At 60.0% G+C, this 25,840-nt stretch carries 28 protein-coding genes; 13 read left to right on the top strand and 15 right to left on the bottom strand.

Annotated elements, in window-relative coordinates; translation table 11 throughout:
- Nucleotides 1-28 precede the first annotated feature (28 nt).
- From cysN to AB4N73_RS26030, 3 genes are all read right to left on the bottom strand, one after another.
- Nucleotides 29-1,927: a sulfate adenylyltransferase subunit CysN gene (gene cysN / locus AB4N73_RS26040; RefSeq protein WP_323621674.1), complete on the bottom strand. Its 1,899-nt coding sequence runs from the start codon at nucleotides 1,925-1,927 to the stop codon at nucleotides 29-31.
- A gap of 9 nt (nucleotides 1,928-1,936) precedes the next feature.
- The gene (cysD, locus tag AB4N73_RS26035) at nucleotides 1,937-2,854 is read right to left on the bottom strand and encodes a sulfate adenylyltransferase subunit CysD (protein WP_016771664.1); all 918 of its coding nucleotides are present in this window, start codon (nucleotides 2,852-2,854) and stop codon (nucleotides 1,937-1,939) included.
- Between the two features lie 249 nt (nucleotides 2,855-3,103).
- A complete protein-coding gene (locus AB4N73_RS26030; protein ID WP_024011629.1) occupies nucleotides 3,104-3,862 on the bottom strand; it encodes a Nif3-like dinuclear metal center hexameric protein in 759 nt (252 codons plus the stop codon).
- A gap of 104 nt (nucleotides 3,863-3,966) precedes the next feature.
- Between AB4N73_RS26030 and algW the strand changes: the two genes are divergently transcribed.
- The 3 genes from algW to AB4N73_RS26015 all read left to right on the top strand — a co-directional run bounded on the left by algW (nucleotide 3,967) and on the right by AB4N73_RS26015 (nucleotide 8,050).
- Entirely contained in the window at nucleotides 3,967-5,124 is a 1,158-nt protein-coding gene (gene algW / locus AB4N73_RS26025) for a Do family serine endopeptidase AlgW (RefSeq protein WP_016770590.1), read from the top strand.
- Nucleotides 5,125-5,212: 88 nt separating this feature from the next.
- On the top strand, nucleotides 5,213-7,318 hold the full coding sequence (locus tag AB4N73_RS26020; RefSeq protein ID WP_460142729.1) for a TonB-dependent siderophore receptor: 2,106 nt from the start codon (nucleotides 5,213-5,215) through the stop codon (nucleotides 7,316-7,318).
- Nucleotides 7,319-7,330: 12 nt separating this feature from the next.
- Nucleotides 7,331-8,050, top strand: a complete 720-nt coding sequence (locus AB4N73_RS26015) for a DUF4198 domain-containing protein (protein WP_460142728.1) — start codon at nucleotides 7,331-7,333, stop codon at nucleotides 8,048-8,050.
- A gap of 978 nt (nucleotides 8,051-9,028) precedes the next feature.
- Here AB4N73_RS26015 and hisC read toward each other — a convergent pair.
- The 10 genes from hisC to AB4N73_RS25965 all read right to left on the bottom strand — a co-directional run bounded on the left by hisC (nucleotide 9,029) and on the right by AB4N73_RS25965 (nucleotide 16,996).
- Complete coding sequence (hisC, locus tag AB4N73_RS26010) at nucleotides 9,029-10,081, bottom strand: histidinol-phosphate transaminase (RefSeq protein WP_457264356.1); 1,053 nt, start codon at nucleotides 10,079-10,081, stop codon at nucleotides 9,029-9,031.
- Between the two features lie 3 nt (nucleotides 10,082-10,084).
- Entirely contained in the window at nucleotides 10,085-11,422 is a 1,338-nt protein-coding gene (gene hisD / locus AB4N73_RS26005; RefSeq protein ID WP_460142727.1) for a histidinol dehydrogenase, read from the bottom strand.
- 126 nt (nucleotides 11,423-11,548) lie between these two features.
- A complete protein-coding gene (hisG, locus tag AB4N73_RS26000) occupies nucleotides 11,549-12,184 on the bottom strand; it encodes an ATP phosphoribosyltransferase (protein ID WP_095180378.1) in 636 nt (211 codons plus the stop codon).
- Between the two features lie 128 nt (nucleotides 12,185-12,312).
- Complete coding sequence (gene murA / locus AB4N73_RS25995; RefSeq protein WP_016771669.1) at nucleotides 12,313-13,578, bottom strand: UDP-N-acetylglucosamine 1-carboxyvinyltransferase; 1,266 nt, start codon at nucleotides 13,576-13,578, stop codon at nucleotides 12,313-12,315.
- A 22-nt stretch (nucleotides 13,579-13,600) separates the two neighbouring features.
- Nucleotides 13,601-13,840, bottom strand: coding sequence for a BolA family protein (locus AB4N73_RS25990; protein WP_016771670.1), 240 nt, complete (start codon nucleotides 13,838-13,840; stop codon nucleotides 13,601-13,603).
- Between the two features lie 115 nt (nucleotides 13,841-13,955).
- On the bottom strand, nucleotides 13,956-14,261 hold the full coding sequence (locus tag AB4N73_RS25985; RefSeq protein ID WP_056782947.1) for an STAS domain-containing protein: 306 nt from the start codon (nucleotides 14,259-14,261) through the stop codon (nucleotides 13,956-13,958).
- Nucleotides 14,258-14,911, bottom strand: coding sequence for an MlaC/ttg2D family ABC transporter substrate-binding protein (locus tag AB4N73_RS25980; protein ID WP_056782946.1), 654 nt, complete (start codon nucleotides 14,909-14,911; stop codon nucleotides 14,258-14,260). Before AB4N73_RS25980 ends, AB4N73_RS25985 begins: the two co-directional genes overlap by 4 nt.
- An 11-nt stretch (nucleotides 14,912-14,922) precedes the next feature.
- Nucleotides 14,923-15,390, bottom strand: a complete 468-nt coding sequence (mlaD, locus tag AB4N73_RS25975) for an outer membrane lipid asymmetry maintenance protein MlaD (RefSeq protein ID WP_016771673.1) — start codon at nucleotides 15,388-15,390, stop codon at nucleotides 14,923-14,925.
- On the bottom strand, nucleotides 15,390-16,187 hold the full coding sequence (mlaE, locus tag AB4N73_RS25970) for a lipid asymmetry maintenance ABC transporter permease subunit MlaE (RefSeq protein ID WP_016771674.1): 798 nt from the start codon (nucleotides 16,185-16,187) through the stop codon (nucleotides 15,390-15,392). The genes mlaD and mlaE overlap by 1 nt, the downstream gene beginning before the upstream one ends.
- A complete protein-coding gene (locus AB4N73_RS25965) occupies nucleotides 16,187-16,996 on the bottom strand; it encodes an ATP-binding cassette domain-containing protein (RefSeq protein WP_056782943.1) in 810 nt (269 codons plus the stop codon). Before AB4N73_RS25965 ends, mlaE begins: the two co-directional genes overlap by 1 nt.
- Before the next feature lie 272 nt (nucleotides 16,997-17,268).
- Between AB4N73_RS25965 and AB4N73_RS25960 the strand changes: the two genes are divergently transcribed.
- From AB4N73_RS25960 to AB4N73_RS25915, 10 genes are all read left to right on the top strand, one after another.
- Nucleotides 17,269-18,243, top strand: coding sequence for a KpsF/GutQ family sugar-phosphate isomerase (locus AB4N73_RS25960; RefSeq protein ID WP_024011623.1), 975 nt, complete (start codon nucleotides 17,269-17,271; stop codon nucleotides 18,241-18,243).
- On the top strand, nucleotides 18,243-18,767 hold the full coding sequence (locus AB4N73_RS25955) for a KdsC family phosphatase (RefSeq protein ID WP_016771677.1): 525 nt from the start codon (nucleotides 18,243-18,245) through the stop codon (nucleotides 18,765-18,767). Before AB4N73_RS25960 ends, AB4N73_RS25955 begins: the two co-directional genes overlap by 1 nt.
- Before the next feature lie 8 nt (nucleotides 18,768-18,775).
- A complete protein-coding gene (lptC, locus tag AB4N73_RS25950) occupies nucleotides 18,776-19,348 on the top strand; it encodes an LPS export ABC transporter periplasmic protein LptC (RefSeq protein ID WP_024011622.1) in 573 nt (190 codons plus the stop codon).
- Complete coding sequence (lptA, locus tag AB4N73_RS25945) at nucleotides 19,335-19,880, top strand: lipopolysaccharide transport periplasmic protein LptA (RefSeq protein ID WP_016771679.1); 546 nt, start codon at nucleotides 19,335-19,337, stop codon at nucleotides 19,878-19,880. Before lptC ends, lptA begins: the two co-directional genes overlap by 14 nt.
- A complete protein-coding gene (gene lptB, locus AB4N73_RS25940; protein WP_024011621.1) occupies nucleotides 19,880-20,605 on the top strand; it encodes an LPS export ABC transporter ATP-binding protein in 726 nt (241 codons plus the stop codon). The genes lptA and lptB overlap by 1 nt, the downstream gene beginning before the upstream one ends.
- Nucleotides 20,606-20,771: 166 nt before the next feature.
- A complete protein-coding gene (locus AB4N73_RS25935; RefSeq protein WP_041477979.1) occupies nucleotides 20,772-22,262 on the top strand; it encodes an RNA polymerase factor sigma-54 in 1,491 nt (496 codons plus the stop codon).
- A 73-nt stretch (nucleotides 22,263-22,335) separates the two neighbouring features.
- Nucleotides 22,336-22,644: a ribosome hibernation-promoting factor, HPF/YfiA family gene (gene hpf, locus AB4N73_RS25930; protein ID WP_007912419.1), complete on the top strand. Its 309-nt coding sequence runs from the start codon at nucleotides 22,336-22,338 to the stop codon at nucleotides 22,642-22,644.
- A gap of 11 nt (nucleotides 22,645-22,655) precedes the next feature.
- On the top strand, nucleotides 22,656-23,120 hold the full coding sequence (gene ptsN / locus AB4N73_RS25925) for a PTS IIA-like nitrogen regulatory protein PtsN (RefSeq protein WP_041477978.1): 465 nt from the start codon (nucleotides 22,656-22,658) through the stop codon (nucleotides 23,118-23,120).
- A gap of 2 nt (nucleotides 23,121-23,122) precedes the next feature.
- Nucleotides 23,123-23,980, top strand: coding sequence for an RNase adapter RapZ (rapZ, locus tag AB4N73_RS25920; RefSeq protein WP_041477977.1), 858 nt, complete (start codon nucleotides 23,123-23,125; stop codon nucleotides 23,978-23,980).
- 15 nt (nucleotides 23,981-23,995) lie between these two features.
- Nucleotides 23,996-24,271, top strand: a complete 276-nt coding sequence (locus AB4N73_RS25915) for an HPr family phosphocarrier protein (protein ID WP_016771685.1) — start codon at nucleotides 23,996-23,998, stop codon at nucleotides 24,269-24,271.
- Between the two features lie 34 nt (nucleotides 24,272-24,305).
- Here AB4N73_RS25915 and AB4N73_RS25910 read toward each other — a convergent pair whose 3' ends face one another.
- Together AB4N73_RS25910 and AB4N73_RS25905 are read right to left on the bottom strand one after the other, a co-directional pair.
- On the bottom strand, nucleotides 24,306-25,199 hold the full coding sequence (locus AB4N73_RS25910) for a ZIP family metal transporter (RefSeq protein ID WP_460142726.1): 894 nt from the start codon (nucleotides 25,197-25,199) through the stop codon (nucleotides 24,306-24,308).
- 29 nt (nucleotides 25,200-25,228) lie between these two features.
- Nucleotides 25,229-25,840, bottom strand: coding sequence for a superoxide dismutase (locus AB4N73_RS25905; RefSeq protein WP_133334726.1), 612 nt, complete (start codon nucleotides 25,838-25,840; stop codon nucleotides 25,229-25,231).

Genomic DNA, 25,840 nt, shown 5'->3' with positions numbered 1-25,840 from the left:
CGGCGGGCTTTTCATTGATGGCTAACGCTTAAATCGCGCCACGCTGCCGCAACAGCTCCAGCACTTGCTTGACGCTTTCTTCCAGACTCAGCGACTGCGTGTCGATCACCAGGTCGGCGTTGAGCGGCACGTCGTACGGGAAGGATTCGCCCGGGATATTGTCGCCGCCAGCAGCGTACAGCCCTTGCGGATCACGCTCGGCGCACACGGTCGGCGAGGCCTGCACGTAGACCGTCAGCAAGCGATCCTTGCCGATCAGTTCCTTGGCCTGCTCGCGACCTTCGGCACTTGGCGCGACGAACGCGGCCAGGGTCAGCAGCCCCGCTTCGTTGAACTGACGCGCCACGTGGGCGGCTCGACGCCAGTTCTCGGTACGCCCGGCGCGATCCTGTGGCAGACCTTTGTTCAAGTCATGACGCAGGTTCTGGCCATCCAGTACAAACACCGCGCGGCCCATGTCGAACAGCTTGCGCTCGACCGCATACGCCAGGGTGCTTTTACCCGCGCCGGACAGGCCGCTGAACAGCACGGTGGCCGGTTGCTGGCCGAAGCGCTGGGCACGTTCTTCGGTCGCCACGTGGGCCAGTTTGCCGTGGTGGGTGGCGGTGCCATGGGCCACTGGCTGAGCGACGATCATGCCGGCGCCAACGGTGCCGTTGGTCAGGCGATCGATGACGATGAACGCGCCGGTGGTGCGGTTGCTTTCGTAACCGTCGAGGGCGATCGGCGCGTCGAGCGCGATCTTTACCTTGCCGATTTCGTTGAGCTGCAACGCGCTCGCCGGGCCTTCTTCCAATGTGTTCACGTCGACCTTGTTGACGATGCTGGCGATGGAGCCCGGCACGTAACTGGTGGCGCGTTTGATGTCGTATTTCTTGCCCGGCAGCATCGGCTCTTCAGCCATCCACACCAGCATCGCTTCGAAGCTGTCGGTGACCGGCGGCACGTTGTCGGCATGCACCAACAGGTCGCCACGGGAGATATCGATTTCGTCTTCCATGGTCAGGGTTACCGCCTGACCGGGACCTGCGTGCTCCAGTTCACCTTCGAAGGTGACGATGGATTTCACCCGGCTGCTCTTGCCCGACGGCAGCACCACGACTTCGTCGCCCTTGTGCACGATGCCGCTGGCCAGGGTGCCGGCGAAACCACGGAAATTCAGGTTCGGACGGTTGACGTACTGCACCGGGAAACGCAGATCGGTGAAGTTGCGATCGCCCGCCACTTCCACTGTCTCGAGAATTTCCATCAGCGACTGGCCGGTGTACCACGGCGAGCGCTCGGACTTGTTCACCACGTTGTCGCCTTTAAGGGCAGACATCGGCACGAAGTGCATGCTGGTCGGCTTCATCTTCAAGCCTTCGGCGAACTTCAGGTAGTCGGCCTTGATCGACTCGAACACGCCTTCGTTGAAGTCCTTCAAGTCCATCTTGTTGATGGCAACGACGATGTGTTTGATGCCCAGCAACGAAGCAATGAAGCTGTGACGACGGGTCTGGGTCTGCACGCCGTAACGGGCGTCGACCAGAATGATCGCCAGGTCACAGGTGGACGCACCGGTGGCCATGTTGCGGGTGTACTGCTCATGGCCGGGGGTGTCGGCGATGATGAATTTGCGCTTGGCGGTGGAGAAATAGCGGTAAGCGACATCAATGGTGATGCCCTGCTCACGCTCGGCCTGCAGACCGTCGACCAGCAATGCCAGGTCGATGTCGTCACCGGTGGTGCCGACTTTCTTCGAATCGCGGGTGATCGCTTCGAGGTGATCTTCGTAGATCATCTTCGAGTCGTGCAGCAGGCGCCCGATCAGGGTGCTCTTGCCGTCATCGACGTTACCGCAGGTCAAAAAGCGCAGCAGCTCTTTACGTTCGTGCTGGCCCAGGTAGGCGAGGATGTCCTCGCTGATCAAATCAGAAACATGCGACATGACAGCCCCTTAGAAATAGCCTTGACGTTTTTTGTCTTCCATCGAGCCTGCGCCATCGTGGTCGATGACCCGGCCCTGGCGCTCGGAAGTTCGCGTCAGGAGCATTTCCTGAATGATGTCCGTCAGGCTTTCGGCCTCGGACTCCACCGCGCCCGTCAACGGGTAGCAGCCAAGGGTGCGGAACCGCACTTTCTTTTTCACGATGCGCGCTTTGTCTTCATCGGACAGGTGCTCGAGGATGCGCTCGTCGTCGATCATGATCAGCGTGCCGTTCTTCTCGATCACTTCGCGTTCGGCGGCGAAGTACAGGGGCACAATCGGAATGCCTTCGAGATAGATGTACTGCCAGATGTCCAGCTCGGTCCAGTTCGACAACGGGAACACACGAATGGATTCGCCCTTGTTGACCTTGCCGTTGTAGACGTTCCACAGCTCCGGACGCTGGTTTTTCGGGTCCCAGCGGTGCTTGCTGTCACGGAACGAGTACACGCGCTCTTTGGCGCGGGATTTCTCTTCATCGCGACGGGCGCCGCCGAACGCTGCGTCGAAACCATGCTTGTCGAGTGCCTGTTTCAGGCCTTCGGTTTTCATGATGTCGGTGTGCTTGGCGCTGCCGTGGGTGAACGGGTTGATGTTCTGCGCCACGCCATCGGGGTTGATGTGGGTAATCAGGTCCAGGCCCAAGTCTTCGACCATCTTGTCGCGGAACTTGTACATTTCCTGGAATTTCCAGCGGGTGTCGACGTGCATCACCGGAAACGGCAGTTTGCCCGGGAAGAACGCCTTGCGTGCCAGGTGCAGCATCACGGCGGAGTCTTTACCGATGGAGTACAGCATCACCGGGTTATCGAACTCGGCGGCCACCTCGCGGATGATGTGGATGCTTTCCGCCTCCAGCTGTTTCAGATGCGTCAGTTTGTCGACCATGGCTACTCACGAAAGCTTTCTTATGAACGGCCAGCGGGCCGTGTTCGAGCGAGGAATCCTAGCACAGCGACCTCTTCTAATCAGGACGCCAACTAGATCGAAAGGGTATATGAATATGCCCACCAGTTCGGCCGTCAGGGCCGAACGTGGGAGCGAGCCTGCTCGCGAAGGCGGAGTGTCAGGCACCTTTGTATTGAAGGTCTGACGCCTTCGCGAGCAGGCTCGCTCCCACAGGAGTTTGCGGTGAGCTCAGATCGGGTTGGGGCAATCGATGAAGATGTGCTCAAGGGCAAAGCGCTTCGCCAGATACTCGCCCAGCGCCTGCACGCCATAGCGTTCGGTGGCGTGATGGCCGGCGGCAATGAAGCTGATGTCGTTTTCCCTGGCACTGTGGAAAGTCTGCTCGGAGGCCTCGCCACTGATGAACAGATCGACCCCCGCCGCCACGCCCTGATCGATATAACCCTGGCCGCCGCCAGTGCACCAGCCGACGCGGCGGATCATGCCGCTGCCTTCGATCAGCAGCGGCTCGCGGCCCATGACTTCTTGCACCTTGCGCGCGAAATCCCGCGCAGTCATCGGCTCATTCAGCGAACCGACCAGCCCGACGACTTTCGGGTTGCTCGGGTCCAACGGCCCTTCAACAGTGATGTCGAGCTGACGCGCCAGTTGCACGTTGTTGCCAACGTCCGGGTGCAGATCCAGCGGCAGGTGATAAGCGAGCAGACTGATGTCGTGCTTGAGCAAGGTTTTCAAGCGGCGCTGTTTCATGCCGGTGACGCAGGGGTTTTCGCCTTTCCAGAAATACCCGTGGTGGACCAGGATCAGGTCGGCCTCGGCCTCGACGGCGGCATCGAGCAACGCCTGGCTGGCGGTGACGCCACTGACGATGCGCATCACCTGCGGGCGGCCTTCGACCTGTAATCCGTTGGGGCAATAATCGGCAATTTTCGCACTGCCCAGGTAACGGTCGGCTTCTTCGACGAGGGTGCTGAGGGCAACGGCCATGAAAGACTCCTAAATATCCCGTTCAGAGGCGCGCGCGGCCTCGTATAATGCGCGACATTATGGGCGGTCTGACCTCGCCTGCAACCTTTCCAGGAACGTGCTTAATGCTCAAGGCGCTGCGTTTTTTTGGCTGGCCGCTGTTGGCCGGTGTGCTTATCGCTCTGTTGATTATTCAGCGTTACCCCGAGTGGGTCGGGCTGCCGAGCCTCGATGTCAATCTGCAACAGGCGCCACAGACCACGATCGTGCAACAGGGGCCGGTGTCCTATGCGGATGCGGTGGGCATCGCCGCGCCGTCGGTGGTCAACCTGTACACCACCAAGGTCATCAACAAACCGGCGCATCCCTTGTTCGAGGATCCGCAGTTCCGCCGTTTCTTCGGTGACAACTCGCCGAAACAGAAGCGCATGGAATCGAGCCTCGGTTCCGGGGTGATCATGAGCCCGGAAGGCTACATCCTCACCAACAACCACGTCACCAGCGGCGCCGACCAGATTGTCGTGGCATTGAAGGACGGTCGCGAAACACTCGCACGGGTGATTGGCAGCGATCCTGAGACTGACCTGGCTGTCCTGAAGATCGACCTGAAAAACCTCCCGGCAATCACCGTCGGCCGCTCCGACAGCATTCGCATCGGTGACGTCGCGCTCGCCATCGGCAACCCGTTCGGCGTCGGTCAGACCGTGACCATGGGCATCATCAGCGCCACCGGCCGCAATCAGTTGGGCCTGAACAACTACGAAGACTTCATCCAGACCGATGCGGCGATCAACCCGGGCAACTCCGGCGGTGCGCTGGTCGACGCCAACGGCAACCTCACCGGAATCAACACGGCGATCTTTTCCAAGTCCGGCGGCTCGCAAGGCATCGGATTTGCCATTCCGGTGAAACTGGCGATGGAAGTGATGAAGTCGATCATCGAGCACGGCCAGGTGATTCGTGGCTGGCTGGGCATCGAAGTGCAACCGCTGACTCAGGAACTGGCGGAGTCGTTTGGCTTGTCCGGGCGTCCTGGGATTGTCGTCGCCGGAATCTTCCGTGACGGCCCGGCGCAGAAAGCCGGCCTGCAACTGGGCGATGTGATTCTGAGCATCGATGGCGAGCCCGCCGGCGATGGTCGCCGCTCGATGAACCAGGTGGCGCGGATCAAACCGACCGACAAGGTGACAATTCAGGTCATGCGCAACGGCAAGGAACTGAAGCTGACGGCTGAAATCGGCCTGCGTCCACCACCGGCACCGGTGAAAGAAAAAGAAGAGTAAAAATGTTTTCGCGCCAACGGCGCGAATAGCAGACATTCTCAACGGGCATGTTATATTGTTTCAATTCTAGCAATTGGAACAACATAACATGTCGTCTCGCAAAAAGGCCTCACTGTTGGGCCTGACTCTGGGTTTGCTCTGCGATCCCGCCTCCGCCGATGAGCCGCAGCCCGTTGAGCTGGAAGCCATCAGCGTCACCTCCGACTACGAATCACCCACCGGCCCGGTCAGCGGTTATCGCGCGACCCGCTCGGCCAGTGCGACCAAAACCGACACGGCGATTCGCGATATCCCACAAGCCATCAGCGTGGTCCCGGCCAGCGTGCTCTCGGATCTGGGCAGCAGCAGCGTCGAACGTGCGCTGGATTTTGCTGGCGGCGTATCGAAGCAGAACAACTTCGGCGGCCTGACCCTGTACGAATACAGCGTGCGCGGCTTCACCACGTCCGAGTTCTACAAGGACGGTTTCAGCGCCAATCGCGGCTACCCGAGCACGCCAGATGCGGCCAACATCGAGCGCATCGAAGTGCTCAAAGGCCCGGCCGCCAGCCTGTACGGCCGGGGCGATCCCGGCGGTACGGTGAACATCGTCACCAAGAAACCGCAGCCGGAAGCGTTCACCACTGTGCAAACCAGCGCTGGCAGTTGGGACCGCTATCGCACCGCGCTGGACGTCAACACGCCCCTCGATGATCAGGGCGATGTGCTCTCGCGCATCAATCTCGCCGTAGAAGACAACAACAGCTTTCGCGACCACGTCGACAGCCAGAGGGTATTCGTTGCGCCCTCGATCAGTTGGCAGTTGAGCCCGGACACATCGCTGCTGGTGGAGAGCGAAATCGTCCGTCACAACTCGACGTTCGATCGTGGCGTTGTGGCGCCGAACAACAAATGGAGCGGCGTTTCGCGCTCGACGTTCTTGGGCGAGCCCAACGACGGCAACATCGACAACCACAACAACCTGCTCCAGGCCACTCTTGAACACCATCTGAACGACAGCTGGAAACTGCGTCTGGCCAGCCACTACAAGGAAGGCAAGCTCTGGGGCGACGCCACGGAACAACGCGCGCTGAACGCCGACGGCCATACGGTCAACCGCCGCTTGCGCGAACGCGACACGAGTTGGCACGACAGCATCACCCAACTGGAACTGCGCGGTCTGTTCGACCTCGGGCCGTGGCAGCATGAATTGCTGATCGGCACCGAGTACGAGAATTACCGCAAGGACGAACGCGTCACCACCATTGCTGGCGGCCCCTACGCCATCGACATCTATAAGCCGGTCTACGGCCAGCCGAAACCCAACGGCGCACGCTCGGGCACCGACTTCTTCGAACACGTCGAAAGTCATGCGCTGAATCTGCAGGACCAGATCATCTTCACCGACAAGCTGCGCGGCATGCTCGGCGCGCGCTTCGAGCACTTCGATCAGCGCATCGACGATCACAGCCGCAACGCCAAAAGTCAGCAACGCCACGACGCGCTGACTCAACGCGCCGGCCTGCTCTATCAGCTCACGCCGAACACCGGCCTGTTCGCCAACGCCTCGACCTCGTTCAAACCGAACAACGGCCTGGATGCTTCCGGCAAATCCTTCGACCCGGAAGAAGGCGTCGGTTATGAAGTGGGAATCAAGAACGAGCTGTTCGATGAGCGTGTGAGCAGCACCCTCGCCTTCTTCCACATCGACAAGGAAAACGTTCTCGCCCTCGATCCGGGCACCGACACCAGCCGCGCCATGGGCAAGGCGCGCAGTCAGGGCTTCGATTGGCAAGTGAGCGGCCAGGTGACCGACGCGGTGCGGGTCATCGGCGCCTTCGCCTACATCGACGCCGAGATGACCAAGGGCGACGCGACCATTGCCACAGGCAGCCGCATCCTCGGCGTGGCCAAACGCAGCGGCAGTCTGCTGGGTGTTTATGAATTTCAGGATGGCCGTCTGCGCGGTTCAGACGTCGGCGCAGCGTTCACCTACGTCGGCGATCGCTCGGGCGAATCCGGCAGCGACTTCGAATTGCCGGCCTACCAGACCGTCGACTTGCTCGCGCACTACAAGGCCAGCGACAACGTAACGGTCGGCCTCAACCTGAACAACGTCTTCGACGAGAAATATTACGAGCGCTCCTACAGCAACTACTGGGTCAACCCCGGCGAGCCACGCAATTTCACCGTCAGCCTGACACTCAACCTGTAAAAGGACGTCACCATGCACTACGGCAAATCCCTTCTGCTCATCGCTGCGCTCTTCACCGGGCAAGTGTCGGCCCACGGCCTGTGGACAGAGGAACGACGCGGCAACATCGAAGTGGTCTACGGTCACGGCGCCGAAGACAACGCCTTCAAGGCACAAAAAGTCAGCGGTGCCTGGGCTTATGACGCAAGCGGCAAAATGATCCCGGTCAGCGTCGAGCGCCTGGCCGATCATGCCCGTTTGAAACCATTGAAGCCGCCGGCGCTGATGGCCGTGGCGCTGAATAATGGCATGTGGTCGCAGACGGCGGACAAGAAGTGGATCAACGAAGGACGCAGCAAAGTGCCCGGCGCCACCGAGGCCACGCAGACCTTCAAGTACAGCCTGGCGATCTATCAGCCGGGGGCGAAATTGCCGAAACTGGACCAGATCAAACTGCTGATCCTGCCGGAGGTCGATCCGCTGACGGTCGGGCCGGGCAAATCGTTACCGGTGCGGGTGCTGCTCGATGGCAAACCGGCGGCAGGTGTGAAGTTATATGGCGACTATCGCAGCGCGCCAAACACCCTGAGCACCGAGACCGACAAGGACGGGCGTGCGCAGGTGCTGGTGCGTAATGAAGGGTTGAATGTGATTGCGGCGCAGGTTGAAGTGCCGGTGAAGGACAGTGTGGATGTGGACAGTCGTGGGTTGTTCAGTTCACTGACGTTCCTTGGCGAGCCGCATCACGAATAAAAGCACACCCTCACCCCAGCCCTCTCCCGGCGGGAGAGGGAGCCGACCGAGTTGTCTTGCGGGATACATCGACCTGAAAGACCGAGTTGATTATGGATTCAATACAAATCGTTCAAGTCGGTGAACCTCTGCAATATTCCCCATTCAGCCCCCTCTCCCTCTGGGAGAGGGGGCCGACCGAGTTGTCTTGCGGGATACATCGACCTGAAAGACCGAGTTGATTATGGATTCAATACAAATCGTTCAAGTCGGTGAACCTCTGCAATATTCCCCATTCAGTCCCCTCTCCCTCTGGGAGAGGGGGCCGACCGAGTTGTCTTGCGGGATACATCGACCTGAAAGACCGAGTTGATTATGGATTCAATACAAATCGTTCAAGTCGGTGAACCTCTGCAATATTCCCCGTTCAGTCCCCTCTCCCTCTGGGAGAGGGGGCCGACCGAGTTGTCTTGCGGGATACATCGACCTGAAAGACCGAGTTGATTATGGATTCAATACAAATCGTTCAAGTCGGTGAACCTCTGCAATATTCCCATTCAGTCCCCTCTCACTCTGGGAGAGGGGGCCGACCGAGTTGTCTTGCGGGATACATCGACCTGAAAGACCGAGTTGATTATGGATTCAATACAAATCGTTCAAGTCGGTGAACCTCTGCAATATTCCCCATTCAGTCCCCTCTCCCTCTGGGAGAGGGGGCCGACCGAGTTGTCTTGCGGGATACATCGACCTGAAAGACCGAGTTGATTATGGATTCAATACAAATCGTTCAAGTCGGTGAACCTCTGCAATATTCCCCGTTCAGTCCCCTCTCCCTCTGGGAGAGGGGGCCGACCGAGTTGTCTTGCGGGATACATCGACCTGAAAACCGAGTTGATTATGGATTCAATACAAATCGTTCAAGTCGGTGAACCTCTGCAATATTCCCCATTCAGTCCCCTCTCCCCTCTGGGAGAGGGCTAGGGTGAGGGGCTTTTGCTTTTAGAGGTCGCCAAGGCCGTCGATCAACGCCTGATTCTGCTCCGGCGTACCCACCGATATCCGCAAGAACTGCGCAATCCGTTCCTGCTTGAAGTGCCGCACGATCACGCCCTGCTCGCGCAGCTTGGCCGCCATGCCCGCCGCATCATGCTGCGGGTGGCGAGCGAAGATGAAGTTGGCCGCCGACGGCAGCACTTCAAAGCCTTTAGCCTGCAACTGCGCCACCACCCATTCGCGGCTCTCGATCACCTGACGACAGGTCTTGTCGAAATACTCGCGATCTTCGAAAGCCGCCGCCGCGCCGACAATCGCCAGACGATCCAGTGGATAGGAGTTGAAGCTGTTCTTGATCCGCTCCAACGCCTCGATCAGATCCGGGTGCCCTACCGCCAGACCGACACGCAGGCCGGCCAGCGAGCGTGACTTGGACAGCGTCTGCGTCACCAGCAGGTTCGGATAGCGATCCACCAGATTGATCGCCGTCTCGCCACCGAAGTCGATGTACGCCTCATCCACGACTACAACCGAATCTGGACTGGCCTTGAGGATTTGCTCGACGGCGTCCAGCGCCAGCAGGCATCCGGTCGGGGCGTTCGGGTTGGGGAAAATGATCCCGCCATTCGGTTTGGCGTAGTCGGCCGGGTTGATCTGGAATTGCGCATCCAGCGGCACCGCATCGAATTCAATGCCGTACAGACCGCAGTAGACCGGATAGAAGCTGTAGCTGATGTCCGGGAACAGCAGCGGCTGATCGTGTTGCAGCAGACCGTGGAAGATGTGCGCGAGCACTTCGTCCGAACCGTTGCCAAGGAACACCTGACTGGTTTGCACGCCGTAATATTCGGCCACGGCGTTTTTCAGCAGATCACTGTTCGGGTCCGGGTACAGGCGCAGGTTGTCGTTGAGCTCGGCTTGCATCGCCGCCAGCGCTTTTGGCGACGGGCCATACGGATTTTCGTTGGTATTGAGCTTGACCAGTTTGGTCAGCTTCGGCTGTTCCCCCGGCACGTAGGGCACCAGATCCTTGACGAACGGGCTCCAGAATTTACTCATCGCTCAGTTCCCCTGCCCTTTCAGAAAGTCTTGGTCTTTGATGCGGTATTCGGCGCTTCGCGCGTGGGCGCTCAGCGATTCGCCATGGGCCAGTACCGATGCAGTTTTGCCCAGCTCGGAAGCGCCGGCCTCGGAGCAAAAGATGATCGACGAGCGCTTCTGGAAGTCGTAGACGCCCAGCGGCGAGGAGAACCGCGCGGTGCCGGAAGTCGGCAACACGTGGTTCGGACCGGCGCAGTAATCGCCCAACGCTTCGGAAGTGTGGCGGCCCATGAAGATCGCACCGGCGTGGCGGATCTGCGGCAGCCAGGCTTGTGGATCAGCGACCGACAACTCCAGGTGTTCCGGGGCGATACGGTTGGCGACTTCGATGGCCTGGGCCATGTCAGTGACCTGGATCAGCGCACCACGGCCATTGATCGAAGTTTCGATGATGGTCGCGCGGTCCATGGTCGGCAGCAATTTATCGATGCTCGCGGCGACCTTGTCGAGGAACTCGGCGTCGGGGCTGACCAGAATCGCTTGCGCGTCTTCGTCGTGCTCGGCCTGGGAGAACAGGTCCATGGCAATCCAGTCCGGATCTGTCTGGCCGTCGCACACCACAAGAATTTCCGAAGGGCCGGCGATCATGTCGATGCCGACCTGGCCGAACACATGGCGCTTGGCCGTGGCGACATAGATATTGCCCGGGCCGACAACCTTGTCGACACGCGGCACGCTTTCGGTGCCGTACGCCAGTGCGGCAACCGCTTGCGCGCCGCCGATGGTGAACACGCGGTCGACACCGGCGATGCAGGCAGCGGCCAGCACCAGCTCGTTGATTTCACCGCGCGGGGTCGGCACGACCATGACCACTTCGGTCACGCCGGCCACCTTCGCCGGAATCGCGTTCATCAATACCGACGACGGATACGAAGCCTTGCCACCTGGCACGTACAGGCCGGCACGATCCAGTGGCGTGACTTTCTGGCCGAGCACCGTGCCGTCAGCCTCGGTGTAGCTCCAGGAATCCTGCTTCTGTTTTTCGTGATAGCTGCGCACGCGGGCGGCGGCTTTTTCCAAGGCCTCGCGTTGCGGCACGGTGATGCGGGTCAGGGCCAGTTCGAGACGCTCGCGCGGCAGGATCAGGTCGGCCATCGAGGCGACTTCAAGACCGTCGAACTTCTGGGTGAACTCGACCAGCGCCGCGTCACCGCGCTCGCGCACAGCCTTGATGATGTCCAGCACGCGCTGATTGACCGAGTCATCAGACACACTTTCCCAGCTCAGCAGATGATCCAGATGATGCGCGAAATCCGGGTCAGCAGCGTTGAGTCGGCGAATTGCAGTCGGTGCGGTCATAGCGAGAGCCTCATAGGAATTGGCAAAAAACTCAGGCGCCCGAAACTAGCATTCGATCCGCTTGGGCACCTGAGAATTCTGGCTATGAGGCGGATAGACGGCGCGGCCTCGGGCCGCGCTGGTAGATCAGCCGCGGTGTCGCGATTCCACTGCGTTGCGCAGGGTGTCGATCAACGCTTGGATTCGGGCGTGCTGCATTTTCATTGAAGCCTTGTTGACGACCAGACGCGAGCTGATCGTGGCGATCAGTTCCTGTGGCTCCAGGCCGTTGGCGCGCAAGGTGTTGCCGGTGTCGACCACGTCGATGATCTTGTCGGCCAGCCCGATCAGCGGCGCCAGTTCCATCGAGCCATACAGCTTGATGATGTCGACCTGACGGCCCTGCTCGGCGTAATAACGCTTGGCAACGTTGACGAACTTGGTCGCCACGCGCAGACGGCCCTTGGGCTCGACCGCGCCGATCTTGCCGGCGGTCATCAGCTTGCACTGGGCGATCTGCAGGTCCAGCGGCTCGTACAGGCCCTGGCCGCTGTATTCCATCAGCACGTCCTTACCGGCGACGCCGAGGTCGGCCGCGCCATGCTCGACATAGGTCGGCACGTCGGTGGCACGCACGATCAGCAGACGCACGTCGTCCTGGGTCGTGGGAATGATCAGCTTGCGGCTCTTGTCCGGATTCTCGGTCGGCACGATGCCCGCTTCAGCGAGAAGCGGCAGAGTGTCGTCAAGGATGCGGCCCTTGGACAGTGCGATGGTCAACATGGGAAACGTCAGTCCTTATCAAGGTACTCATGCCCGGTCGCAATCGGCGCCGGACACACATCGAGGGTGCGTACACCCTCGACTCGAAACGAATTCAGTGGACACGTCCCTGTGTCCCGATGCGGCGATCAGCCCGGAACGCGACGGATCTTGGCACCCAGCATTTGCAGTTTTTCTTCGATGCACTCGTAACCACGGTCTATGTGGTAGATGCGGTCGATCAGCGTGTCGCCTTCGGCAACCAGCGCCGAGATCACCAGACTGGCCGATGCGCGCAGGTCGGTGGCCATGACTGGCGCGCCCTTGAGCTTCTCGATACCGGTGACGATGGCAGTGTTGCCTTCAACCTGGATATGCGCGCCCATGCGGTGCAGCTCGTACACGTGCATGAAACGGTTTTCGAAGATTGTCTCGATCACCGCACCAGTACCTTCGGCAATGGCGTTGAGCGAGATGAACTGGGCCTGCATGTCGGTCGGGAACGCCGGGTACGGCGCGGTGCGCACGTTGACCGCCTTCGGGCGTTTGCCGTGCATGTTCAGCTCGATCCAGTCTTCACCGCAGGTGATTTCCGCACCGGCTTCACGCAGCTTTTCCAGCACCGCTTCGAGAATGGTCGGATCGGTGTCCTTGACCTTGACGCGGCCACCGGTCACGGCAGCAGCGACCAGATAGGTGCCGGTTTCGATACGGTCAGGCATGACTTTGTAGAAAGCCGAACCCAGACGCTCGACGCCATCAATTGTGATGGTGTCGGTGCCAGCGCCGGAAACCTTGGCGCCCATGGCATTGAGGAAGTTCGCCAAGTCGACTACTTCAGGCTCGCGCGCGGCGTTCTGCAACACGCTGCGGCCTTTGGCCAGTGCAGCGGCCATCATGATGTTCTCGGTACCGGTCACGCTGACGGTGTCGAAGAAGAAGTGCGCGCCGCGCAAACCACCTTCAGGTGCCTTGGCCTTGATGTAGCCGCCTTCGACGTCGATGACCGCGCCCATGGCTTCCAGACCGCGGATGTGCAGGTCGACCGGACGCGAACCGATGGCGCAACCGCCGGGCAGTGCGACTTCGGCTTCACCGAAACGCGCGACCATCGGGCCGAGCACAAGGATCGACGCACGCATGGTTTTCACCAGTTCGTACGGCGCGATCAGGGTCTTGATGGTGCGCGGGTCGATTTCGACGCTGAGCTTCTCGTCGATTACCGGCTCAATGCCCATGCGCCCGAACAGCTCGATCATGGTGGTGATGTCGTGCAGGTGCGGCAGGTTGCCAACGGTGACCGGGCCATCGCACAGCAAGGTCGCGGCCAGAATCGGCAGGGCGGAGTTCTTCGCGCCGGAAATGCGGATCTCGCCATCAAGACGAGCGCCACCGGTAATAATCAATTTATCCATTAGTATCTCGACGCCCTAGGGCTCAGGTGCGCTCGGCCCAGGCCGCGCGGCTGAAAAATTTCATAGTGACCGCATGGATGCTGCCATCGGTGATCCATGGGTTCAAATGGGCATAGACCTGCTGCTGACGCTTCACCGGGCTCAACGCCGCCAGTTCATCGCTAATCACGTTCAGCTGGAAGTTGCAGCCTTCGCCCTCAACTTCTACCAGCGTTCCTGGCAGCTTTCCTTCAAGGAAGCTCTTCACTTCTACGGCCTGCATGCTCAACCTCAATCGGCGCCCTGTGCGCACGGGTCGGACATCATACAAAAAAGCCCCGCGCCTGCGAACCCCGCAACGCAGGACTCTGACGGGGGGCTTCTTTATAGATGATGGTTCAGGGTTGCGCCAACAGCTCGGTCAGTTCACTGACCTGAGCGATTTCGCGCATGTCTTCAGGCATCGCACGGATGCTGACGGCCTTGCCGGCCGCCTGGGCATCGCGCATGAAGCACAGCAGCAACGACAGGCCGACGCTGCTGGACTTCTGCACCGCCGAACAATCGATGACCAGCGCGGACGCCTTGCTCGACTTGATCAGCGCCTGCCCTTCCTTGCGCAGCTCAGGCCCGGTGCGGTAATCCAGCACGCCGCTGAGCACCAGCTCGTCGACATCACTCATGCGAACTGCCGCCTCACTCATTGCGCTGGCTTCGCGGCGGCTTTGTCGGTTTCCTGCTTGGCCTTGGCCACTTCACCGGCCCAGCCATCGATGGTCTTGTCCAGATCGTTGCCATTGCGTTGCATGGCGTCGGCGAACTGGTCACGGAACAGCTTGCCGATGTTGATGCCGTTGATGATCACGTTGCGCAGTTTCCACTCGCCGCTGATCTTCTCAAGCGTGTACTGCACCGGATAGATCGCGCCATTGCTGCCCTTGACGGTCATGTTGACGCTGGTGCGGTCGCCCGATTCGTCTTTGGCCGGGTCAACCGTGATGCCCTGGTTGTTGTATTCCAGCAGAGCGTTGCCATAGAACTGGAACAGACCGCGCTTGAAGTTTTCCTGAAAGCGCTGCATCTGCTCAGGCGTGGCCTTGCGCGAATACTTCACGGTCATGATGCTTTTGGAGATGCCCTCGGCATCCACCACCGGCCCCACAATGTTGTTGAGCGCCGCATAGAAATCCTGCGGATCCTGCTTGTACTTCTCTTTGTTTGCCTGCAAGTCGGCAAGCATCCGGTTCGTGGTGTCCTGAATCAGGTCATGAGCCGATTGCCCCGGTGCAGCGTTAGCCATCAACGGCAGGGCCGCGAGCAACACCAACAGGCCACGTCGCAAGATAGAGATCATTCAAAAGCTCCTCATTTGGCGTCTTTGCTAACGGTATTGAGCAGGAATTTACCGATCAGGTCTTCCAGTACCAGTGACGACTGCGTGTCGTGGATGGTTCCACCGTCTTTCAACTGGGTGTCTTCACCGCCGACGCTGATACCGATGTATTTCTCGCCCAGCAGACCCGCGGTGAGGATAGATGCAGTCGAATCGACCGGCAGGTTGTCGACCTTTTTATCCACTTGCAGCGTGACCCGACCGGTGAAGCTGTCGCGATCCAGATCGATTGCGGTGACCTTGCCGATGGTCACACCGGCCATGGTCACTTTGGCTCTGACCGTCAGACCGGCGATATTGTCGAAATACGCATACAACTTGTAAGTGTCGGTGGACGAAGTCGGAGACAGGCCGCTGACGCGCAAGGCGAGCAGCAGCAAAGCCAGGATCCCTGCCAGCAGGAACAGGCCGACACCGATTTCCAGGGTGCGGTTTTGCATCAGAAATCTCCAAACATCAAAGCGGTCAGAATAAAGTCCAGACCGAGCACTGCCAGCGAGGCAAACACCACGGTCTTGGTGGTGGCACGACTGATTCCCTCGGAAGTGGGTTCACAGTCATAGCCTTGGAATACGGCGATCCAGGTCACGACAAAGGCGAAAACGACACTCTTGATCACGCCATTGAGCACATCACTGGTGAAGTTGACGCTGTTCTGCATGTTCGCCCAGTACGAGCCTTCGTAGACGCCCAGCCAGTCGACCGCCACCCACGAACCGCCCCAGATGCCGACGACGCTGAAAATCATCGCCAGCACCGGCAGGGAAATGAAGCCGGCCCACAGGCGCGGGGCAATGATGTACTTGAGCGGATCGACACCGATCATTTCCAGGCTGGACAGCTGCTCGGTGGATTTCATGTTGCCGATTTCGGCGGTCAACGCCGAACCGGCCCGCCCGGCAAACAGCAACGCCGTGACCACCGGCCCCAGTTCACGCAGCAGCGTCAGGGCGACCATCTGCCCTACAGCCTGCTCTGAACCATAGCTGGAAAGAATGCTGAAGCCCTGCAGCGCCAGGACCATGCCGATGAAAATGCCGGAGACCACGATGATCACCAGCGACATGACGCCGACCGAATGCAGCTGCTTGACCAACAGGCCAAAACCACCGCTGATACCGCCACGGCCCAGCAGGGCGTGAAACAGGAACAGGGTCGCCCGACCAAACACCGCGACCGCGTCGATCGCCGATTCGCCGAACCGACGCACGCGTTCCATCAATGAAATTCTGCGCATCAACGCTTCCCCAGAAGATCTGCGCGGTAATCCGTCGCTGGAAAGTGATACGGCACCGGGCCATCGGGATCACCGGTCATGAACTGGCGGATACGCGGGTCATCCGAATTCATCAGCTCATCCGGCGTGCCCTGCCCCAGCACCTGACCATCGCCCACGACATAGATGTAGTCGGCAATGCTCGCGGTTTCCGCCAGGTCGTGCGAGACCACGATGCTGGTGATTCCCAGTGCATCGTTGAGCAGGCGGATCAGGCGCACCAGCACGCCCATGGCGATCGGGTCCTGGCCCACGAAGGGCTCGTCGTACATGAGAATCTGCGGATCGAGGGCAATCGCCCGGGCCAGCGCCACGCGGCGCTTCATGCCGCCGGACAGTTCGTCCGGCATCAGGTCGATGGCGCCACGCAGCCCCACGGCCTGCAATTTCAGCAGGACGATGTCGCGAATCATGTCTTCCGGCAGTTGCGTGTGCACCCGCAGCGGAAAGGCCACGTTCTCGAACACATCGAGGTCGGTGAACAGCGCACCGCTCTGAAACAGCACGCCCATGTGCTTGCGCGCATCGAACAGATCACTGCGCGACAGCGTCGGCAGATTCTGCCCGTTGACCCAGACTTCGCCGCCGGACGGCCGCAACTGCGCGCCCATCAGGCGCAGCAGCGTGGTCTTGCCGCAGCCGGAAGGCCCCATGATGCCGGTGACCTTGCCGCGCGGGATGCGGATATCGACGTTATTGAAAATGCTCCGCGCACCGCGCTTGAAGGAGACTCCCTTCAGCTCGACCGCGTAGGCGTTATCGGCACTCATCTAAACTCCTTGCGATGCAGCCTCTCACTGGGATGCCAGACTTTCCTCGGAAACACCTGCATCCCGGGCAGGCCGAACTGGCGGCGAACTATATCACTGCAAAGGCTGAGCGCCCAAGCGAGAACCCGGCCAAGATCGCCGACTGAAGAGGGCCTGAGCGACTTTCAGAGGGTTTTGGTAACCAGTAATGACAAAGCACGTCGAACTTGCGTGAGGCTTTGCCACATACCCGCTATAATCGCCGCCTTTTCATCGGCCCATACGATTCTGACATGAGCAAAACCCGCGACCTGATTCAATCGGCACAACGCACCATCCGCCTCGAAGTGGAAGCCGTCCAAGGCTTGATGGCCCATATCGACGCCGATTTCGTACGCGCTTGCGAGATGATTCTGGCCAGCAAGGGCCGTGTGGTCGTAGTCGGCATGGGCAAATCCGGGCACATCGGCAACAAGATCGCCGCCACCCTGGCCAGCACCGGCACTCCGGCGTTTTTTGTGCATCCGGCCGAAGCCAGCCACGGCGACATGGGCATGATCACCCGCGACGATGTGATTCTGGCCCTGTCGAACTCCGGCTCGACCAACGAAATCGTAACGCTGCTGCCATTGATCAAACGCCTGGGTATCCAGCTGATCAGCGTCACCGGCAATCCACAGTCGCCATTGGCGAAGGCTGCCGAGGTCAATCTCAATGTGCATGTCGAGCACGAAGCCTGCCCGCTGAATCTGGCACCGACCTCTTCGACCACGGCCGCGCTGGTCATGGGCGACGCCCTGGCCGTGGCCCTGCTGGAAGCGCGTGGTTTCACCGCTGAAGATTTCGCGTTCTCGCATCCGGGCGGTGCCCTTGGCCGTCGCCTGCTGCTGAAAGTCGAAAACGTCATGCACGCCGGACAGGAGCTGCCGCAGGTACAACGCGGTACCCTGCTCAAGGACGCGCTGATGGAAATGACCCGCAAGGGTCTGGGCATGACCGCTATTATTGAGGCCGATGGCAAGCTCGCCGGGATCTTCACCGACGGTGATTTGCGCCGCACGCTGGATCGCGCCATCGACATCCGCAGCGCCACCATCGACCAGGTGATGACTGCACACGGCAAGACCGCCCGGCCCGACATGCTCGCCGCCGAAGCCCTGAAAATCATGGAAGACCATCGAATCAACGCCCTGGTAGTCGTCGACGAGGAGGATCGCCCGATCGGCGCCTTCAACCTCTCCGATCTGCTGCGCGCAGGAGTCATGTAATGAGCAACGATCTGCTGCAACGTGGCAAAGCAATCAAACTGGCTGTGTTCGACGTCGACGGTGTGCTCACCGACGGGCGCCTGTACTTCCTCGAAGACGGCAGCGAGTTCAAGACCTTCAACACCCTCGACGGCCAGGGCATCAAGATGCTGATGAATGCCGGCGTACAAACGGCGATCATCAGTGGCCGCAAGACCCCGGTGGTCGAGCGACGCGCTAAGAACCTCGGCATCCCGCACCTGTTTCAGGGGCGCGAGGACAAACTGGTGGTACTCGACGGTCTGCTCGCGCAACTGGGCCTAAGCTATGAAGAAGTCGCCTATCTCGGTGACGATCTGCCAGACTTGCCGGTGATCCGCCGTGTAGGGCTGGGCATGGCGGTGGCCAACGCTGCCGATTTCGTCCGCGAACACGCCCACGGCGTTACCCGCGCCCGTGGCGGCGAAGGTGCCGCCCGCGAATTCTGCGAATTGATCCTGCGCGCCCAGGGCCGCCTCGAAGCGGCCAACGCCGCGTACCTGTGAGCCTGACCATGTTTAGCAAAAAGTTTCGCAATTTCCTGCTGTTCGGCTGCATCGCGGCGATTTTCGCTGCGGTGGGCTACTGGAACATCAGCCCGGAGCGCTTCCTCGACAAGCCGCCGGTCTCGGCCGCCGAGAATCCGATCGACTGGTACGCGACCAACACGCACACCATTCAGTACCTGCCCGACGGCAAGGTGCAGTACGAGATGACCTCCGACAAGGCCGAGCACGTCAAGGCCACCGATGTCACTCTGGTAACCAAGCCTGATTTGAACATGTACCGCGGCACCGACTTCCCGTGGCACGTGACCAGCGAGCGCGGCGAAGTGAATTCGGGCGGCACCGAAGTTGAATTGATCGATTCGGTCCGCGTACAGCGCACCGATGAGAAACAGCGCGGCACCCTGATCACCAGCACCCGCATGACCGTGTTCCCGCAGCAAGAATATGCGCAGACCGCGCAACCCGTTAGAATCGAGGGCGCTGGCGGCGTATCGACTGGCGTCGGAATGAAAGCGTACCTGAAGGACAGCAGGATACACCTGCAATCGAACGTAAGAGGACAGTATGAGGCTCGTTAAAACCCTCCCTATTTTGCTCAGTCTGGGCGCAGCACTGGGAAGCGCGAGCGCCTGGTCCCTGCCGAACGATCAGCAGCAGCCTATCCGCATTCAGGCCGACGACGCCCAACTGGACGACAAGAATGGCATCGCCACCTATAAAGGTGACGTGATCATTACCCAGGGCTCGATGATCGTTAAAGGCAACACCGTGACCATGACGCGCGCGCCCAATGGCGACATCGACGTGGTGACCTCGGTAGGCAACCTGGCTTACTTCGAGCAGTTGCAGACCCAGGGCGACGCCAACCCGGTCAAGGGCTACGGCGTGACGATTCAATACCACGCCCAGCAGAACCGGGTGGTGCTGATCGACAAGGCCAAGGTTATCGACAAGGATAACAACGTCACCCAGGGCGAAAAAATCGTCTACGACACCGTGAAGAAGCTGGCCAGCGCCGGTCGCGCCACAGGCAGTAAGGTCACCGAATCGCGTCCGCGCATCGACATGGTGATCCAGCCGAAGAAGAAAACCGAAGAGAAATCCCAGTAATGGCAACTCTGAAAGCTCAGCACCTGGCCAAGGCCTATAAAAGCCGCCAGGTCGTGCGTGACGTCAGCCTGTCGATCGACAGCGGGCAGATCGTCGGCTTGCTCGGCCCGAACGGCGCCGGCAAGACGACGTGCTTCTACATGATCGTCGGCTTGGTGCAGGCTGATCAGGGCCGTGTGCTGATCGATGATCTGGACGTCAGCCACCAGCCGATGCACGGCCGCGCCAAGGCCGGTATCGGCTATCTGCCGCAAGAAGCGTCGATCTTCCGTAAACTGTCGGTCGCCGACAACATCATGGCGATCCTCGAGACCCGCCCGGAGCTGGACAAGGCCGGTCGTCGCAAGGAGCTGGAAAGCCTGCTGCAGGAATTCCACATCAGCCACATCCGCGACAACCTCGGCATGAGCCTGTCCGGTGGTGAACGCCGCCGGGTGGAAATCGCTCGCGCCCTGGCGACGGCACCGAAATTCATACTGCTCGACGAACCGTTCGCCGGTGTCGACCCGATCTCGGTCGGCGACATCAAGCAGATCATCCATCACCTCAAGGCCAAGGGCATCGGCGTGCTGATCACCGACCACAACGTGCGTGAGACGCTGGATATTTGCGAAACCGCTTACATCGTCAACGACGGTCAACTGATCGCTGAAGGCGATGCCGAGACCATCCTGGCCAACGATCTGGTCAAGGAAGTGTATCTGGGTCACGAGTTCCGCCTGTAAGCGCGACAGCGCTGTATCGATTCAAGGCGCATTTATCCGCTTTAATTGTTACAGCGCTCTAGGCAAACACTTCAGTTTCAGGCATATAATTTGCTTAAGTTTGGCGCTTCGGCGCCCTGTAGTGGATGGCGCAAAGCGCCGGCGAATAAGGTGTTAAGCCCCTGCCATGAAACCATCGCTAGTCTTGAGAATGGGCCAGCAGCTGACGATGACACCGCAGCTGCAACAGGCCATCCGCCTGCTCCAATTGTCGACCCTGGACCTGCAACAGGAGATCCAGGAGGCTCTGGAATCCAATCCGATGCTCGAGCGCCAGGAAGAAGGCGACGACTTCGACAACGCCGATCCGCTGGCCGACAACGCCGAACAGAAGCCCGCCGAAATCCAGGAACCCTCCTACCAGGAAACCGCCCCGACGGTGGATAACCTCGAGGATGGCGATTGGAACGAGCGCATCCCCAACGAACTGCCAGTGGATACTGCCTGGGAAGACGTCTACCAGACCAGCGCCAGCAGCCTGCCGAGCAGCGATGACGATGAGTGGGATTTCACCACTCGCACGTCGGCCGGCGAGAGCCTGCAGAGTCATCTGCTCTGGCAACTGAACCTGGCGCCGATGTCCGACACCGATCGCCTGATCGCCGTGACCCTGATCGACTGCATCAACAATCAGGGCTATCTGGACGAAACACTCGAAGAAATTCTTGAAGCGTTCGATCCGGAACTGGACATCGAGCTCGACGAAATCGAAGCCGTCCTGCATCGCATCCAGCAATTCGAGCCCGCTGGTATCGGCGCCCGCAACCTCAGCGAATGCCTGCTGCTGCAATTGCGCCAGCTGCCCGCGAAGACGCCGTGGCTGACCGAGGCCAAACGGCTTGTCGCCGATTACATCGACCTGCTCGGCAGCCGCGATTACAGCCAGTTGATGCGGCGCATGAAGCTCAAGGAAGACGAGCTGCGCCAGGTCATCGAACTGGTGCAGAGCCTCAATCCGCGTCCCGGCTCACAGATCGAGTCGACCGAAGCCGAATACGTCATTCCCGACGTGATCGTGCGCAAGGACAACGAGCGCTGGCTGGTCGAGCTGAACCAGGAATCGGTGCCTCGCCTGCGCGTCAACGCCCAGTACGCCGGTTTTGTGAAGCGTGCCGACACCAGCGCCGACAACACTTTCATGCGCAACCAGTTGCAGGAGGCCCGCTGGTTCATCAAGAGCCTGCAGAGCCGCAACGAAACCCTGATGAAAGTGGCCACGCAGATCGTCGAACATCAGCGCGGCTTCCTCGAGTACGGCGACGAAGCAATGAAGCCGTTGGTATTGCATGACATCGCCGAAGCGGTCGGCATGCACGAATCGACGATTTCCCGGGTGACCACACAAAAATTCATGCATACCCCGCGCGGTATTTATGAGCTGAAATACTTTTTCTCCAGCCACGTCAGCACCTCCGAAGGCGGCGAATGCTCGTCCACGGCGATCCGCGCGATCATCAAGAAACTGGTCGCTGCGGAAAATCAGAAAAAGCCGTTGAGTGACAGCAAGATCGCTGGTTTACTGGAGGCACAAGGCATTCAGGTGGCTCGCCGCACCGTCGCCAAGTACCGCGAATCCCTCGGAATCGCGCCTTCGAGCGAACGCAAGCGGTTGATGTAAGCCACGTTACAGCGTTCCAGTGGCAGGCTTTTCGGCCTGCCGCTTTATGCACTGGCAACGAAGGAGAAGCTGTATGCAAGTCAACATCAGTGGACACCAACTGGAAGTGACCCAACCTCTGCGTTCCTACATCGAGGAAAAACTCCAGCGACTGGAGCGACATTTCGACAAGATCACCAACGTGCAGGTCACGATGTGCGTCGAAAAGCTGAAACAGAAGATCGAAGCCACCTTGCATATTCCCGGCAGTGAAGTGGTCGCCAACGCAGAAGATACCGACATGTACGCTGCGATCGACTCACTTACCGACAAGCTGGATCGCCAACTCAAAAAGCATAAGGAAAAGACCCAGAGCCTCCTCCAGGGCGCGACCGGTCGTTAACACCCCTATCCATGATCCGACTTGAAACCATCCTGACCCCCGGCCGTTCCCAAGTGAACGCGCCGGGCGGCAGCAAGAAAAAAGCCCTCGAACAGATTGCCAACCTGATCCACCGCGAAGTGCCGGATCTGGCGATGCAGGATGTCTTCGAGGCGCTGATCGCCCGTGAAAAACTCGGCTCCACCGGTTTTGGCAACGGCATCGCCATTCCCCACTGCCGCCTCAAGGGCTGCGCGGGGCCAGTGAGCGCCCTGCTGCACCTCGAAGCCCCGATCGATTTCGACGCCATCGACGGCGCTCCGGTGGACCTGTTGTTCGTATTGCTGGTCCCGGAAGCCGCAACCGACGCGCATCTGGAGTTGTTGCGCCAGATCGCCAGCATGCTCGACCGCAAGGAAGTGCGCGACAAGCTACGCAGCGCTCCGAGCAATGAAGCCTTGTACCAGGTCGTACTGGACGAGCAGAACGGGCACTAATCATGCGTTTGATCATTGTCAGTGGCCGTTCGGGCTCGGGTAAAAGTACCGCCCTGAATGTCCTTGAGGACAACGGCTACTACTGCATCGACAATCTGCCGGCCGGTTTGCTGCCGGAACTGGCCGAGCGGGCGCTGATTCACACGGAACTGGCGCAGCCGCTGGTCGCCGTGTCGATCGATGCGCGCAACCTGCCCAGCCATCTGTCACGTTTCCCTGAGTTGCTCGAAGACGTGCGTGCCAAGCATATCAAGTGCGATGTGCTGTACCTGGACGCCGATGAAGAAACCCTGCTCAAGCGTTTTTCCGAGACCCGTCGTCGTCACCCGCTGAGCAACGCCAATCGCTCACTGGCCGAGGCGATTCACGACGAAACCGCCCTGCTCGGTCCGATCGCCGATCTGGCCGACCTGAAGATCAACACCACCAGTCTGAATCTGTATCAACTGCGCGACACCATCAAGTTGCGCCTGTTGAATCAACCGGAGCCCGGTACGGCGTTTCTGGTCGAGTCGTTCGGCTTCAAGCGCGGCATGCCGGTCGACGCCGACCTGGTGTTCGACGTGCGCTGCCTGCCCAATCCGTACTGGAAACCGGAGCTGCGCGCTCAGTCGGGCCTTGATGCACCGGTGGCCGAGTACCTGGCGCAGCAGCCGGATGTCGAAGAAATGTATCAGGACATCTACGCCTACCTGAACAAGTGGCTGCCACGCTTCGCCGCCAGCAACCGCGCCTACGTCACCATTGCCATTGGCTGCACCGGCGGGCATCACCGCTCCGTCTACCTGACCGAACGTCTGGGTCAGGCCCTGCAGAAAACCCTGAAGAACGTCCAGGTTCGCCACCGCGACCTCACCTAAAGGATTTACACCGCGATGCCTGCTCGTGAAATCGAAATCATCAATAAGCTGGGCCTGCATGCCCGGGCATCGGCCAAATTTGTCGGCGTGGCGGGTCAGTATCCAGACTGCACGATCCGAGTGGGACGCACACCTGAAACGACTGTCGACGGCAAGAGCATCATGGCTATGATGATGCTCGCGGCGGGTAAAGGCACCAAGATCCATTTAAGCACCGAAGGCGAACAGGCTCAGGAAGCCATGGACGCATTGGTCGATCTGATCGAAAGGTATTTCGACGAAGGTGAATAATCCTTGAGGCGGGGACACTGTTCCTCGCCTCCATTCACCCCAACGCCGTATCCATCACCATCATCAGACAAAACCCGAGCAGAAGGCCCAGACTGGCCAGCTTGTCATGCCCATGACGGCGCGATTCCGGGATTACTTCGTGGGTCACCACCAGCAACATCGCCCCCGCCGCCAGTGCCAGCCCCAACGGTAACAGCACCTGAGCCAGACTCACGAGCCACGCACACAGCAGCGCAAATATCGGTTCGACCAGCCCCGACGCCGCGCCGATCAGAAACGCTCTGACCCGCGACATTCCCGCCCCGGCCAGCACCAGAGCAATCACCAGTCCTTCCGGCACATCCTGCAACGCAATGCCCATCGCCAGACTGTCGGCGTCCGCCATCCCGCCTCCGGCAGATACGCCAACCGCCATGCCTTCCGGAATGTTGTGCGCGATGATGGCGAACACGAACAGCCAGATTCGCGGTGGAATCACCGGATGCTCCAGCGTGCCGACGAGCATCTCCGGCGAGGCACCGCAAATGCGCCGATCCACCAGATACAGACCGAACGCACCGAGCAGGATGCCAAAGCAGATCAGGCCACTGGCGGCCCACGGCGTCAGGCCAAGGCTCTCAGCTGCAGCTATGCCCGGCACGATCAACGAAAACGCCGTCGCCGCCAGCATCACCCCGGCACCAAATCCCAGCAAGGTATCGCTGAGTGCCTGTGGCATGCGCCGGATCACCAGCACCGGCACCGCGCCAAGCGCCGTGCCCAAGGCGCAGATGGCACCGCCCTGCAAGGCACGTAACAGCCTCGGTTCCAGATTCAGCCATTGCAAAGCGTGGGCGACCAGTAAAGTCATACCCGCCAACAGCAACAGCGAACCCACCGCGTAACGAAACATGCGCCCACTGCCAATCGCCAGTGTTTCCGTGCCCATAGTCAGCCCTGATTGTTTTTATTGAAGGCTTAAACCAGTGCGGCCTGATAGCGCGCAGCAACTTCCGGCCAGTTGATCACGTTGTAGAACGCGTTGATGTATTCCGGGCGACGGTTCTGGTAACGCAGGTAGTAAGCGTGCTCCCAGACATCGAGGCCAAGGATCGGGGTGTTGCCGTTCATCAACGGGCTGTCCTGGTTGCCGCTGCTTTCCACGACCAGTTTTTTCTCCGGTGTCACGCTCAGCCACGCCCAGCCGCTGCCAAAACGGGTCAGCGCGGCTTTGGTGAACGCTTCCTTGAAACTGTCGAGTCCGCCCAGTTGCTCGTCGATGGCCTTGGCCAGCGCGCCGTCGGGCTTGCCGCCACCGTTGGGCACCATCACTTCCCAGAACAGCGAATGGTTGGCGTGGCCGCCGCCCTGATTGATCACCGCCGCGCGAAGTTTTTCCGGCAGTTGCTGCACGCTGGCGACGAGTTTTTCCACCGGCCACTCGGCGAACTCGGTGCCTTCCACGGCGGCGTTGAGGTTGTTGATGTAGGTCTGGTGATGCTTGGTGTAATGGATTTCCATGGTCTGCGCATCGATGTGCGGCTCGAGGGCATCGTAGGCGTAAGGCAAGGCAGGCAAGGTAAAAGCCAT

It is taken from the genome of Pseudomonas sp. S3_B08, from assembly GCF_054667725.1.
The sequence above is the reverse complement of the archived record's forward strand: the minus strand, read 5'-3'. Positions and strand labels throughout refer to the sequence as shown.